The organism is Symmachiella macrocystis, assembly GCF_007860075.1.
Taxonomy (GTDB): domain Bacteria; phylum Planctomycetota; class Planctomycetia; order Planctomycetales; family Planctomycetaceae; genus Symmachiella; species Symmachiella macrocystis.
Map to the genome: position 1 here is coordinate 4,385,079 of NZ_SJPP01000001.1, position 12,945 is coordinate 4,398,023.

Genomic DNA, 12,945 nt, shown 5'->3' on the forward strand with positions numbered 1-12,945 from the left:
CCGGGGGCTATGTGTGAAATCGGGGGCGCGGGTTCAGGCGACTTTTTCGTGCACCAATGTTTGTGCGGCGCCAAATCGTTCGCAATATCCGTTTTCGTGTTGTGCGTGCAAGCGGCGGATACCTTCGATCAACATCGGCGGGGCGACTCCCAACGCTTCGCGAATACTCGTGCTCCGCAGCGAAGTCTCGCCTTGGCCAAACATCCGGCCGCCTTGTGTTCGCCAGTCGTCGGCGGCAATGTGTACGTCGGTGTGACCGAATTGGTCGGCCAGTCGCCGGGCAAAGGCAAACGGGTTTGTCCGTTCGGCGCCGGGAATATGAAACAAACCGTCCAGCCGTTTTTCGAACGCCTGTTCGAGAATCTCAGCCAGATCGTTGGCAAGGATCGGCGTGGCATGGCGAATGCAGTCGAGTTTGCAGGCATCGCCCTCTTCGATGGCATGTAGAATCGATTCCACAAAACCGGGTGTGTTGCTTGTCGGTGACCAACCGTAGGCATTGGTCCGGACAATCAAAGTCCGCTCGCAATTGTCGGTTGCTTCGGTTTCGATGGCGCGAATTGTGCGGGCGATGGAACTATCGCAGTAGTGGTCGGCTTGTTCGTCATGGAACATCCATGGTCCACGGAAGACGCCGTCGGAGGAGATGACGGTGAATTCACAGCCGGCTGCATGAGCAGCGGTTGCCCAGTGCCGCATGGCGTGAATGGCGTCACTGCCGGGGTCGTCGTCGTGATCGGAATTCCATGAGGAGTTCGCCGCGGGACCGCAGACGACGAGCCAATCCGGCCGTTCGACTGATATCCATTTCCGGATCGATTCGGCATCTTGTATTTCACAAAGGGCCGTGCGGCACCCGGAAATTGAGATAGGATCGCCTAATGACAGTCCGAAAACATCAAATCGGTCGGCCAGTTCCGCCGCCAGATTCGCTCCCAAGACGTTGTCAATCCCTGCTACAAAAAGCTTGTGCACGCGGTGCCTCCATGCGTTTGCGTGTATCTCTAAATCCCGGCTCGGCTTTCTCAAAAGCCCCTCGACCACTGTCTCATCCGCTAACCAAAGCTTGTGTCTGTCGTGACTACAGTTGCCTATTCCGTGCTGTTTTTTGGTGCGATTATGAGACAGCCATCATAAGCCATTTTCTCAACCGGCAATTTCTGCCGAAAACGATGGCGGAGTATACTGCCGCCCGCCAAAACTCGCCAACCCCAGTTTTTGACGAATTGCGAGACGACATTTTGGCACCCCCGGTCAGTCGATTTTCCCGGGATGTTCGCCTGGAAAATCGCCCGGAAATCGGCCGCGGATCGCTGCAAGCAGCAGCGTTTCAGTCCGTCCCGTCGCGGGTGCTCATGCTGTGCAGAACACGGGGGTCAGTGTCTGCCGCGAGACTGCGGACGCTGCCGTCGGCCATGAGGAACAGCACATCGCCACCGCCCGGGCTGCCAAAACCACGTTGGTCTCGATTGAGCCCCTGCGAGATCCGCCGCCAATTCGACGGCTCTCCCCAGGCGGGATAATTGCCGGGGATTTGCCCGGCCATCAAAGTATTCGACAAACCATCACTCACATCCTGGCGAAACACGGTGGAGTTCTTATCGAACACGCCGAAGTGCACGGTATCGCCATTCGCATCTTTCTCTTGACCACCCACGCCGGCGAAGTGTGCGGCGGCGTATTGATTGATCGATGTGGTCTGCTCAACTCCGGCGACTAAAAATTCAGGAACCTGTGTGCGCAGCGCGGTCGCATTGACGGCATCGTCAAAGGGGAGCGACGGGTTAATTTTTTTATGTAGCTGCTCATAACCCATGTACGGGAGAAGCGCCGTCATCCAGCCGTGCATGGGGCGGTCTTTTGCGCCGGGTTGTTCCAAAAACGTTCCCCCGGCGGGAAATTGCCGTTGCCTGTCATAGAAACGATCGATGGCGGTGCCGATTGTCTCCAGCCGCGTTTCGGTGACTTGTTGGTGCGATTGGAAGGCGGCCAAGTCGCCGATGGCCCAGGCCAGCAAGGGGCCAAGGAACATTCCTGTGATGCTCAACGCCATACCGAGCAGCGCCTGATTCATCCCCAGCAGTCGGCCCCGTGATGTGCGGATTTCATCGGCGGCTAGAAATCCGCTGAATAGGGCGATAAACCCAGCAGACAATGCCGGTAATTTGGTCCACATTCCTGGGTAAACTGCAAAGGCGGACAAGCCAATCGCCAAGCCCCCCAACCAGAGGCTGGTCTTGGCCTTGCGCGAGATGCGCACATCGGACGTTGTCGACTGCGGTTTGCGGATCTCGATGCCAAACAGATCATTACCGTTTGCCGGTGGCCGCCATCGTTTGGGCTTGGCTGCTGCCGCCGTCTCAGTCGAGGGATTGAGTGCGGGGGCTTTTTCGTTTTCGGACTGTAATGCGTCTTCGACGATATTGTCGAATTTCGAGGTGTCCTGATCACGCAGCGGCGTGACGGTTGTATCCTTTGTGGCTACGTCGGGGTGAATCTCCGCTGGTTTGGCTCCCATCAGATTCCACAACGAGGCAAGCGGCTTGGTCGGCGTGCTCGGCTCGGCCGTGGATTCCTCAGCCGGTTCCGGCGGTGTGACTGCCGGATCGGGAACGGTGCCATGAGACATGACTTCCCAAAGGCTCTTAGGACGCAGTGGGCGCTCCGGGTTGTGTTGCGAATCAGGCATAGGTCATGTGGGGAAAAGTGCCGTCGCGAACCGCGGCCGGAATCGACCGCTCCACTATAGTAACCCGCTAGCGGCCAACTGTCTGCTGCGAAATAAAGAATTCTTCGACAAGATCTCCCTCGGTTGCCAAACCGAGCACCGTGTCGTTTTTGTAAATTGCCGCGTATTCCAGGCCGGCGGAGCGCATTGCCAGGATCGCTTCTAGTTTTCCGGCCGTCGCATCGACTTTGAGTAGCGGGATCGTAATGTCGCGAATCGGGCGGTCGTATAAGCCGATATCGGCGACGCGTACGTATCCGTACCAGTCGTTGCCCGATTTGGAGTGGCGAACCGGGACCATCGAACAGCCATGCTGGCGGGCAAAATCGAGAGTGGCCGCAGGGGAAAGATCTTCATGCACGCCGAGGACACGCGCGGTTTTGGTCATCGAATCGGTCACCGGCTGGGGAGCTTTGTGCAACAGGCCTTGCACCAGTTCGTTCTGCACCTGTGTCAGCAACCCCTCTTCATGCCCTTCGGTAAGAACCTGCACCAGTCGCTTTCTGCCGAGGGTGGTTTTTGCCGAATTTTGTTCCTGCCGGTTGAACCGTTCGAACAATTTGCACAACCAGACCAGTGGAATGCTGAATGGCAAAAACAGCCAATAAAACAGCATGAACCACGGCCGGTATTGTCTGAGCAATCTGTGAGGCGCTTCGTAGAAGAGATTTTTGGGAATCAATTCCCCAAACACGAAGATCAGCGGCGTGACTAAGATCGTCCCCAGGATCTCCAAATAACCCGACGACGCGCCAAAGACCGCTGCCGTGGCCAACGTGACGGCAATTGTCGTGATGTAGTTGGCCACGTTGTTGCCAACCAGTGTCGTCGCGACGAAGTAACCGGGCTGATGCACGAAATGCAACAGCCACTGCGCCACGCGATCCCCTGAATCCGCCTCGATGCTCAGCCGCAAGGGACTGATGCGATAAAAGCCGATTTCCGAACCGCTGAAAAACGCGGACAAACGGACTCCCAGCGCAAACAACACGATGATGGTCGCCCACATCCACCAACCGTCCATTGAGCGAGGCCTTTTACTTGGTGAAACATGAATGCCCTTGCTTCCGGCGGATCCGGCAGCAGAGGGTGACACATTACAGGATAAAGCGGCTGAGGTCTTCGTTTTCGACGACTTCCTTGAGTTTGTCCAGAACGTAGGTGGCGTCGACTTTGATTGTCGTCTTTTTCATATCGGGCGCTTCGAAGCTGATTTCTTCCAGTAGCCGTTCCATGATCGTATGCAATCGCCGCGCGCCGATGTTTTGCGTCGATTGATTCACCTGATAGGCGATGTCGGCCATCGATTCCAGACCGTCCTTGGTGAATTGCAGCTTGATGTTGTCGGTTGCCAATAATGCTTCGTATTGTTTCGTCAACGAACTCGTCGGCTCGGTGAGGATGCGAATGAAGTCGTCCCGTGTGAGGTCGGTCAATTCCACGCGAATCGGAAACCGGCCTTGTAATTCCGGCATCAGGTCCGAAGGTTTGCTGCGATGAAATGCGCCGGCGGCGATGAACAAAATGTGCGACGTATTCACCGTTCCGTAACGGGTCTGCACGTTTGTTCCTTCGACGATGGGCAACAGATCACGTTGTACCCCCTGCCGACTGACATCGGCTTGGCTGCTTCCCCCTTCGCCGCTGCAGATTTTGTCGATTTCGTCGACGAAGATAATCCCGGTGTCTTCGGCCAGTGCGATCGCTTCTTCGTTGACCGCATCTTTATCGAGTAGGTTTTCGATCTCTTGCTCTAAGAGGATCTTGCGGGCGTCGCAAACTTTGACCGTCCGTTCTTGGCTTTGCTTGGGGACGATCTTTTCGAACATCGATTGAAAATCGACGTCCATTTGTTCCATGCCCATGTTGGAAAACATCTGCACTGGTGAATTGCGTGATTCGATCTGCAATTCGACCACACGCTCTTCGAGATCACCGGCCCGCAGTTTTTTGCGGAACTTTTCTTGTGTGCGCGCATGACGTTCGGCGGATTCGTCAGCATTCTCTTCGTCGGTGCTCGCACTGTCCCACTCTGGTGTCAGCGGGGCCATCAGGTCGACGAGACGGTCTTCAACGCGCCGCGCCGCTTCCTCTTCAACCTCGATCCGTTTGCTCGTTTCCACGAGTTTGATCGATGCTTCCACCAAGTCGCGGACCATACTTTCGACATCGCGGCCGTAATAACCAACCTCGGTGTATTTTGTCGCTTCGATTTTGATGAACGGGGCACCTGTTAGCGTTGCCAATCGACGCGTGATTTCGGTTTTTCCGACACCGGTGGGGCCGATCATGATGATGTTCTTGGGCGTGACTTCCTTACGGATGACAGCGTCCAATTGTCGCCAGCGCCAACGATTGCGGATCGCGATGGCGACCGCGCGTTTGGCGGCATCCTGACCGATAATATGCGCGTCCAATTCCGCAACGACTTCGCGGGGTGTCATTTCGCGCACGGGAACTCCTCCACCACAATTTCAGTGTTTGTATAAATGTCGATCTCAGCAGCAACTTCCAACGATTTTTTCACAATATCCGCGGATTTCAAATCCGTATTCCGCAACAACGCTCGTGCTGCGGCGGTTGCGTACGATCCGCCGGACCCGATCCCGATGATACCATCGCTAGGCTGAATCACATCGCCTTGTCCGGTGACCAATAGACTGTGTTCGGCGCTGACGACGACCATCAAGGCTTCTAACTTTCGTAAAATGCGATCGGTCCGCCAATCTCGCGCCAACTCTGTTGCTGCCCGGGGGATATTGCCGGGAAAATCCTTGGCTTTTGCCTCGAAACGCTCCATTAGCGCAAAGGCATCGGCGGTGGAACCAGCGAATCCGACGAGCACTTTATTCTCCAGCATCCAGCGGATTTTCTTGGTATCCGCTTTCATAATTGTATCGCCGAGCGTGACTTGGCCGTCTCCGCCCAGAGCAACGTCGTTGCCGCGACGCACGCTGAGGATCGTCGTCGACCGCCATTTGGGTTTGTTTTGGGGCATCGTTACTGTCTCAAGTCTGTTGGTTTTTGGCCAAATCCCGCGTTTTTACGGGGTGTGGGGTCAAACGTAACAATTGCATGGGGGAGCGGCAAGGTAAAGGGTTGCACCTCGTTCACCCGCGATGTTACGTAATTCGGGATTGGCACAATTTGCCGAATACGCTTTGCCATGGCTGCCGATATCAATTATGATAAACGCACGCTGATGCGTTCCGGCTGAAGAATTGGAAACCCAACTCACGACGAGACTTCCGCATGACGACGTTCGATGGACAACAAGGCAGCGAGCATCAACAGGCCCATGTTGAAGGGACGGCGCAGTCGCCGTTTCAACCGGCGGCCAAGGATTTGATTCGCGTCGGCTCGCGGCGGTGGTTTTTGCAGACCGGCATGGCTGGGCTGGGTGGGTTGACATTGCCGGGCCTGCTGCAGCAACGCGCCGTTGCCGAAGCGAAAGCCGCTGGGAAAAAGTCGGTGATTCTGTTCTGGCTGTCGGGTGGGCCAAGTCAACTCGACATGTGGGACCCCAAACCGTACGCACCCCAGGAAATCCGCAGTCCGTTCGGCACGATCGACACCAAAGTCCCCGGCGTACAACTGACCGAACATTTTCCACTGCAAGCTTCGATCGCCGACAAGCTGTCGTTCATCCGCAGCGTCGATTGCCGTTCCAGCAATCATACACCGATCACTCTGCAAGCGGGCAATCCGCTCGCGCGTCGGACCAACGACGGTAAAGACGGCGCTGGTTACCCCTCGATGGGATCCATCGCTGCCAAGTTCCGTGGACCAAACGATCCTGACATGCCGGCGTTTGTCGGTTTGGCAAATTCCTGGGCGGCTGATGTCTGGGGTGCGGGTCACATGGGGCCGGACTTCGAGCCGGTCAAAGGTCACGAACTGGCTGGAAAATTCTCGATGCCCGATGGCGTCAAAGTCGACCGCTTGGCCGATCGCAATAAATTGCGCAACGAATTCGACCGGTTGCGGCGCGATATCGATTTGCAACAAACGCTCCAACGGCAAGACGGCTACACACAACAAGCCTACGACATGGTTCTGTCCGGCAAGGTGCAACAAGCCTTTGCCGTCGATCAGGAAAAAACTGAGACCCGCCAGATGTACGGTCGCGAGAGCATCGGCGAAAAAGCACTGCTCGCGCGGCGGTTGGTCGAGTCGGGCGTCACGTTCGTGTTGGTCAGCGGAGCCTGGGGTTACTTCGACCACCACGGCGACAGCGTCCGTTGGAAGGGTATCGAAAAAGGCCTCAAACCGTTGCTACCCCGCGTCGACCGCGCGCTGTATGCGTTGGTTACCGATTTGGAGCAACGAGGTTTACTGGACGAAACGCTAGTCCTCATGCTGGGCGAATTCGGTCGCTCCCCACGGATCAACGCCGATCTGGGCCGCGATCACTGGACGCCCACCATGTCGATGGTGGCAGCCGGCGGCGGCCTGCGACACGGCCAAACGATCGGCAGCACCGATTCCACAGGCGGCGAAATCAAATCCGCCCCCGTCCGCCCGCAAGACCTGGCAGCATCGGTGTTCAAACACTTAGACATCGACCCCCGCACCCACTGGACCAGCCCGCAAGGGCGTCCGACGCCGATTCTAACCGAAGGCGGACGGGCAATCCCGGAACTGGGGTGATGTACCATGAAGCACGCCGTTTCTAGACCGATGCGAATTGATGACATTCGCGACGTCGATTTGGAACGAGTGTGCGAGGAGTGCGGTCGCAATTACCGGTACCGAGTCAAAGTCGATCCCCGTTCCTACCCCGGAAAAATGACGCTCGACAAGTTCGACGGTTGCGTACGTTACCTTAACAGTGACGACGGGCAGGCCGAATACGGTGTGTGGTGTCCGCATTGCCAGCACTTATATCGAGCGGCCATTCAACGCGCGTTTCCCAATGGGTTTGCGAGGGCAGTACGCGACTATCGTTGGCGCGATGCAGAGTTTGGCAGCTTCGTGTTTCTTGGATTTGGTGGTTTCTTCTTTATCGCTGCTGGGCTTTGCAATTTATGGGGCATCAGTTTTTCCCGACACGAGTCTTCCACGGCTACGGGAATTGTGTTCGTGGTTTTCGGAATCGGTTTCCTGCTCTCGGCGATGCAAACCACGAATCTGTGGTATTCGCAAACTCGCTTCAATAAAAGACTCGCTCAACGCGCAAAGCAAATCACGGACGATGAATTCATTGTCCTGTTAAGCAAGATCTGTCAGCAATATCTTGCTCGAGAAACGGTTTCGGAGCATGGTGGCGTGTATTATTTCAACCATCCGTTTTCGAGTATCGTAGCGCAGTGGCCCGACGTCTTGTGCTTTGGCCGACTGAAGCGGTAAGTTGATACGAGGCAAGATCACGCTTGCCGAGTATGCGAATTCGTGACAAACGTAGCTCGCAGAAGTTCCCATGAAAAGACAACGCCAATTACGATCAAGCAAATTGTATCGGGTTGCGGCCTACGTTTCTGTGGGGGCGGTCGTAACCGGTCTCTGGTTCGCGATTTTTAGTGGGGGTTCCTACATTGAACTTAGCGCATCCGAAGTACACGAGTTTGAAGAATGGTGGTCGTGGGAAGTCGTCGAGCAATCGCGCGATCACATTCGCTTTAAGGCGGTCGACCTGACGATTCCATTTGACGAAATTACAAAGGTCAGTGGTGATGTTTCCTTTTTGCTCAAGGATGGCGTCCACATCGAGACGGTCGAGACGATGGCGTCATTGCTCCCTGATGGCACGATTCTCTTGGATGTAAAAGGCAACAATTTTGAGAAAGCGGACGAATTGCATGTGAATGTGTGGTGTGAATGTCTGCGTCGCGGCGTCTTCGGTCGGGGGGCATACAGCAACTCATGGCGCAGCGATTTAGAGATGTCAAATGGTAAGGTCGTCCCGTAGGGCAGGCGGGAGCCTGCCCTACTTGCTGGTTTGCATTACAGCACGAGACCACGCCACAACACCCCCACTAATCGTGTGCTAAGCTTGGGTTTGCCGTAACGTTTTTGCCGCAACGTCAAATCCAAGAAGGTGTTTTGCTATGCTCCTGACCGTCGCTCTACTCGGTGCCAGTGTGTTGTTGAGTGAACCGAATTCTGCTGCTACTCCTCCGAAAGATGGCGACGCGAAAACAGTCAATGACAAGGCGTTGACGCAACTTCCTGGAAGTGCGGGGTTTGTATTTACGGAGTTGACGGACAAAGGACCGAAGCCGCTGTTTGGATTGCACGAGCATGAAAAGTTTGCCATCGGGTCTGGGTTCAAGCTGTTCATCCTGGGGACGCTGGCCGAGGAGGCTAATGGTGATCAGCGGCAATTGGCGAATGTGATGAAATTGCGGCCTGAATGGGTTGGGCCGCCGCATAGCGAAATGGCTGAGTGGCCGATGGGGTCTCCAGTGACGCTGAATACATTTGCGTTGAAGATGATCTCGATCAGCGACAACACGGCCACCGATCATCTGCTGCACCTGTTGGGACGCGAGAACATTGAAAAGCAAATGGCGGCGATGGGGCACAAACATGCCCAGTGGAATCGTCCGCTACTCTCAACGCGCGAAATGACCATGTTGCGCGACAAGAAGGCCGGCATACCCGGCAAACAGTATCAGAAGTTGGACGAAGCCGCGAAGCGGAAATTTTTGGCCAAACACGACGTAGGCATTCCGGATTATGATGCGTTGGATTTCGACACGGCGGCCTTTGATATGGCCGAATGGTATGCCACACCGATGGACATGGCCCGGGCATTGTCGTGGATCAAACAGCACACCGACAAGGACCAGGCGGCGCATCCACTGCGTGCGATCCTCACGGTGGTTCCCAAGTTGCCGCATGACGCTAAGGTCTGGCCGTACGTCGGATTCAAGGGTGGTTCGGAGGATCAACTGATCGCCGGCAACTGGCTACTGAAAAACCGCAACGGCCGTTGGTACACCTTCCACGTGTTCTGGAACAGTCCGCAAGAAAAGGTAGACCAAGCCAAGATGCTGGAGGCGATCACACAATTGTTCGGTTCTATTCAGTCGGCGATTGAATAGTCGACGGTCATGTAGGGCAGGCTCCCACCTGCCGAAGATGCGCATCAGCGACTCGCGTAGCGCATGGCAGGCGGGAGCCTGCCCTACATGTTTTTTGATCCGACCGCCCCTTTTCTGCGTTGTCAATATTAGCCCACGCCGCACAGTGTATTGCGGCGGTTAAAATTTGACATCTAGCGGAGGAGGGTGTGAATGGTAGCTCGATCGACCTGTCTACTCCTATGTGTTTTGCTTGGGTTTGCTCCTTCGTTATACGGACAAGGTCCGCAGCGCAATGCAGAGCGAATAATGGTGCCGCTGCCAGAGCGGGGGCACTACGTCGTCGACTCAGCGCATCTGCTGGATGAGGCAGCGGAGCAGTCGCTGCAACAGATCGCTGAGGATTTGCAGGCAGAGACCTCGACGCCGTTGTTTGTTGTGACGATCGATTCCCTGGCTGCTCACGGCGGCGGCGGGCTGCAGATTGAGGCGTTCAGCAAGGCGTTGCTGGAACAGTGGCAGTTTGAATCGCCACGCGCCGCCAATTGGCCAAACTCAATTTTGTTGTTGGTGGCGAAAGAGGATCGACGGGCGAGAATTCAATTCTTCCGTCCGCGCGGACGCAAAGATGACAGGATCGCGCGGGAAATCATGGATGCGCACATCGTGAGGCAATTCAAACGCGGTCAATTCAGCGAAGGGATCGTTGCAGGTGCCACGGGTTTGGATTCTCTGGCACGCAACAAGACGTTGCCCTCCGCGCCGTGGCCGATGTGGGTGATTGTCGTTCTTGGCGGCGCCGGCGGTCTGTTTCTGTTGTTCTCGATTTCGCTGTATCGTAGCGGGCTGGATAGTTGGGCTTGGCGATCTATGAAAGCTATCATCGATGGTTTCTCGGAGGGGCCGAACTGGGATTCCGACGACCATTCTGGGAGTTACTCTGGCGGTGGCGGATACTCAGGTGGTGGGTTTTCAAGCGATAGGGGATGCTCAGACAGTGGCGGTGCGACCGGTTCTTGGTAGGATTATGATGTCTATATTCCACGTTTCATGAAGCAACGTCACGCACAGCGTGACCTACAAACGGCTATGCAAATCTTCGCCTACGGTTCCAACATGCACACCGCTCGTCTCCGCGCGCGGGTTGCCAGTGCGGTGCCGGTGGGGTTGGGGGTTGTTGCTCAGCGGCAGTTTGTGTTTCATAAGCGGGGCTTGGATGGGTCCGGCAAGGCGGATGCGTTTTATACCGGTGTTGCTGAGGACCGTGTGTGGGGCGTGCTGTTTGAGATTGCCGCTGCCGACAAACCGGTGTTGGATGAATTCGAATCTGTCGGTGTGGGGTATGACGATCTGACCGTCACAGTCGAATTGGCCGGCGGGACGACGACCGAGGCTGTGATCTATGCTGCTCGAGCGGAGATGCTGGATGCGCAGCTGAAACCGTTTTGTTGGTACCGGGAATTCGTGCTCCAAGGTGGCCGGCAGCATGGTTTACCCGCTGACTATCTGGTGGATTTGGCCCAATTTGAGTCAATCCGCGATGCTGATGCAATTCGTCGCGAGAAGAATTGGCGTCTATCGCGCACAGCTGGTCGCGGATAGCCGCGTCGCCGTTGGAGTTTTGTCTGTTAGGCGATTCGGCATCGGTCGTGGGTGGCGTGCACTGCGAGGTCATCGGGAATTCCGCGATGGGGGCTCACATTTTTTGTCTTTTGTAATGTTGTCTGATTGAAAAGTGGTTACACTCCGAGTACCTGACTAGGTGTCGGCACATGCAATGCGAATCGGCCGACGCTGAGATCTATGTTGTTTTGACAATTATTTTTCATTCTGTGGTTCCGAGGCGAGTGATGGAACGTTCATTTTCGACGTTGCCAAGTCTGGTACGGGCATGGCCGATGGGGTTTTGCCTGATTGTCGTTGGCCTAAGCGGTTGCGTGGAACGGACCGTCGCTTTGGAAAAAACACCTCCTCCCGAGGTGACGACAGGGGTGGCGTTGCAGAGGGAAATTGTAGACTCGCGACAGTTTCCCGGTCGGGTCGCTGCCGTGGAAAACGTCGAAATTCGCGCGCGTGTCACCGGCTATATCACCGAAGTGAATTTCGTTGAGGGCGACGTCGTTGATGTGGGAGCGCTGCTCTTCCAAATTGACCCTCGCCCGTTCCAAGAAGTGCTCAACGCGGCCGAATCGGAAATCGAACGCTGGCAGGCCTCCATTGCCAAGAACAAAGCGGACTTGGATCGTCAAACGCGTTTGCTGAAATCTGGCGCCGGTATACAAGAGGACTTTGATCAAGCAGAGGCGTTGGTTCTCCAATCCCAAGCGGCACTCAAAGGCTCACAGGCAGCTGTTGATAGTGCGAAACTTGATCTAGAGTTCACGACCATCATCGCTCCGGTGAAGGGCCGTGTTAGCCGCGCATTAGTCACAAAGGGAAACTTGGTCACCGCCGACCAGTCCTCCGGCACTCCCCTGACAACACTAGTCAGCGTTGATCCGATGTACGTCTATTTCGATGTCGACGAATTCACGATGTTGGAAGCACAACGGATTTCGCGAACAAACAATCCGGAGGCTCGTCATTCGCGGGTCCGTGATCAAAAACGGCCAGTTTTTATCGGTTTGGCCAACGAAAAAGGATTTCCACATCAGGGGGTCATCGACTTCGTTGACAATCAAGTAGATCCTACGACAGGCACGTTGCGCGTTCGGGGTCGGTTTGATAATACCGACGAATACTTGTCCGCCGGACTGTTTGTAAAAGTTCGCATACCGCTTGGCCAAGCCAAAACGGAATTGCTCGTTCCGCAGACCGCGATTGGTACGGATCTCAATCAGAAATTCGTACTTGTAGTCGACGCAAAGAACAAAGTAATTAAAAAACCTGTGGAGTTGGGGACATTGACCGATGACGGTTTACAGGTCATCGAATCCGGTGTGTCGGCCGAAGATCGGATCATCATCAACGGTGCGCAACGCGTCCGCGACGGCGATACCGTCAAGGCAACGGAAGGCGAAATTATTCCGGTCAAAGCCGTTACCGAACCGGCCGCGGTGTCGGTTCCCGGTGATGTAACTCCGGACGGCGAGCCCGCGGATGCGGCAATAAAAGCAGAACCAAAAGTTGATGAAGCGGATTCGGAAAACAGCAACAGTGACGTTGCGAACTAGTTCATTTCTCACAATTATT

General features: G+C 55.5%; 12 protein-coding genes. 7 read left to right on the forward strand and 5 right to left on the reverse strand.

Annotation, left to right across the window (positions count from 1 at the left end; genetic code table 11):
- Window positions 1-33: 33 nt before the first annotated feature.
- From CA54_RS17115 to hslV, 5 genes are all read right to left on the reverse strand, one after another.
- On the reverse strand, window positions 34-975 hold the full coding sequence (locus CA54_RS17115) for a sugar nucleotide-binding protein (protein ID WP_197532523.1): 942 nt from the start codon (window positions 973-975) through the stop codon (window positions 34-36).
- Window positions 976-1,330: 355 nt separating this feature from the next.
- Window positions 1,331-2,629 (reverse strand): DUF1559 family PulG-like putative transporter, encoded by a 1,299-nt coding sequence (locus tag CA54_RS17120; protein WP_197532524.1) that lies wholly within the window; start codon window positions 2,627-2,629, stop codon window positions 1,331-1,333.
- A gap of 127 nt (window positions 2,630-2,756) precedes the next feature.
- Window positions 2,757-3,752 (reverse strand): CNNM domain-containing protein, encoded by a 996-nt coding sequence (locus CA54_RS17125; RefSeq protein WP_146372027.1) that lies wholly within the window; start codon window positions 3,750-3,752, stop codon window positions 2,757-2,759.
- A 73-nt stretch (window positions 3,753-3,825) separates the two neighbouring features.
- Window positions 3,826-5,181 (reverse strand): ATP-dependent protease ATPase subunit HslU, encoded by a 1,356-nt coding sequence (gene hslU / locus CA54_RS17130; protein WP_146372028.1) that lies wholly within the window; start codon window positions 5,179-5,181, stop codon window positions 3,826-3,828.
- Window positions 5,169-5,726: an ATP-dependent protease subunit HslV gene (gene hslV, locus CA54_RS17135; protein WP_146372029.1), complete on the reverse strand. Its 558-nt coding sequence runs from the start codon at window positions 5,724-5,726 to the stop codon at window positions 5,169-5,171. The genes hslU and hslV overlap by 13 nt, the downstream gene beginning before the upstream one ends.
- A 254-nt stretch (window positions 5,727-5,980) precedes the next feature.
- Here hslV and CA54_RS17140 point away from each other — a divergent pair, with 254 nt between their 5' ends.
- The 7 genes from CA54_RS17140 (at window position 5,981) to CA54_RS17170 (ending at window position 12,926) form a co-directional block, all read left to right on the forward strand.
- Window positions 5,981-7,378 (forward strand): DUF1501 domain-containing protein, encoded by a 1,398-nt coding sequence (locus tag CA54_RS17140; RefSeq protein WP_146372030.1) that lies wholly within the window; start codon window positions 5,981-5,983, stop codon window positions 7,376-7,378.
- Between the two features lie 30 nt (window positions 7,379-7,408).
- On the forward strand, window positions 7,409-8,077 hold the full coding sequence (locus CA54_RS17145; protein WP_146372031.1) for a hypothetical protein: 669 nt from the start codon (window positions 7,409-7,411) through the stop codon (window positions 8,075-8,077).
- Between the two features lie 70 nt (window positions 8,078-8,147).
- Complete coding sequence (locus CA54_RS17150) at window positions 8,148-8,636, forward strand: hypothetical protein (protein WP_146372032.1); 489 nt, start codon at window positions 8,148-8,150, stop codon at window positions 8,634-8,636.
- A 139-nt stretch (window positions 8,637-8,775) separates the two neighbouring features.
- Complete coding sequence (locus tag CA54_RS17155) at window positions 8,776-9,774, forward strand: serine hydrolase (RefSeq protein WP_146372033.1); 999 nt, start codon at window positions 8,776-8,778, stop codon at window positions 9,772-9,774.
- Window positions 9,775-9,966: 192 nt separating this feature from the next.
- On the forward strand, window positions 9,967-10,776 hold the full coding sequence (locus CA54_RS17160; protein ID WP_146372034.1) for a TPM domain-containing protein: 810 nt from the start codon (window positions 9,967-9,969) through the stop codon (window positions 10,774-10,776).
- A gap of 27 nt (window positions 10,777-10,803) precedes the next feature.
- Window positions 10,804-11,355, forward strand: coding sequence for a gamma-glutamylcyclotransferase family protein (locus CA54_RS17165; RefSeq protein ID WP_146372035.1), 552 nt, complete (start codon window positions 10,804-10,806; stop codon window positions 11,353-11,355).
- Between the two features lie 248 nt (window positions 11,356-11,603).
- A complete protein-coding gene (locus tag CA54_RS17170; RefSeq protein WP_197532525.1) occupies window positions 11,604-12,926 on the forward strand; it encodes an efflux RND transporter periplasmic adaptor subunit in 1,323 nt (440 codons plus the stop codon).
- The last annotated feature ends 19 nt before the right edge of the window (window positions 12,927-12,945 follow it).

What these genes read in the sequence shown, in the direction of transcription:
- CA54_RS17120 (WP_197532524.1), bottom strand. Translation starts at nt 2,629, where the DNA reads ATGTCTCATGGCACCGTTCCCGATCCGGCAGTCACACCGCCGGAACCG.
- CA54_RS17125 (WP_146372027.1), bottom strand. Translation starts at nt 3,752, where the DNA reads ATGGACGGTTGGTGGATGTGGGCGACCATCATCGTGTTGTTTGCGCTG.
- hslV (WP_146372029.1), bottom strand. Translation starts at nt 5,726, where the DNA reads ATGCCCCAAAACAAACCCAAATGGCGGTCGACGACGATCCTCAGCGTG.
- CA54_RS17140 (WP_146372030.1), top strand. Translation starts at nt 5,981, where the DNA reads ATGACGACGTTCGATGGACAACAAGGCAGCGAGCATCAACAGGCCCAT.
- CA54_RS17145 (WP_146372031.1), top strand. Translation starts at nt 7,409, where the DNA reads ATGCGAATTGATGACATTCGCGACGTCGATTTGGAACGAGTGTGCGAG.
- CA54_RS17150 (WP_146372032.1), top strand. Translation starts at nt 8,148, where the DNA reads ATGAAAAGACAACGCCAATTACGATCAAGCAAATTGTATCGGGTTGCG.
- CA54_RS17155 (WP_146372033.1), top strand. Translation starts at nt 8,776, where the DNA reads ATGCTCCTGACCGTCGCTCTACTCGGTGCCAGTGTGTTGTTGAGTGAA.
- CA54_RS17160 (WP_146372034.1), top strand. Translation starts at nt 9,967, where the DNA reads ATGGTAGCTCGATCGACCTGTCTACTCCTATGTGTTTTGCTTGGGTTT.
- CA54_RS17165 (WP_146372035.1), top strand. Translation starts at nt 10,804, where the DNA reads ATGAAGCAACGTCACGCACAGCGTGACCTACAAACGGCTATGCAAATC.
- CA54_RS17170 (WP_197532525.1), top strand. Translation starts at nt 11,604, where the DNA reads ATGGAACGTTCATTTTCGACGTTGCCAAGTCTGGTACGGGCATGGCCG.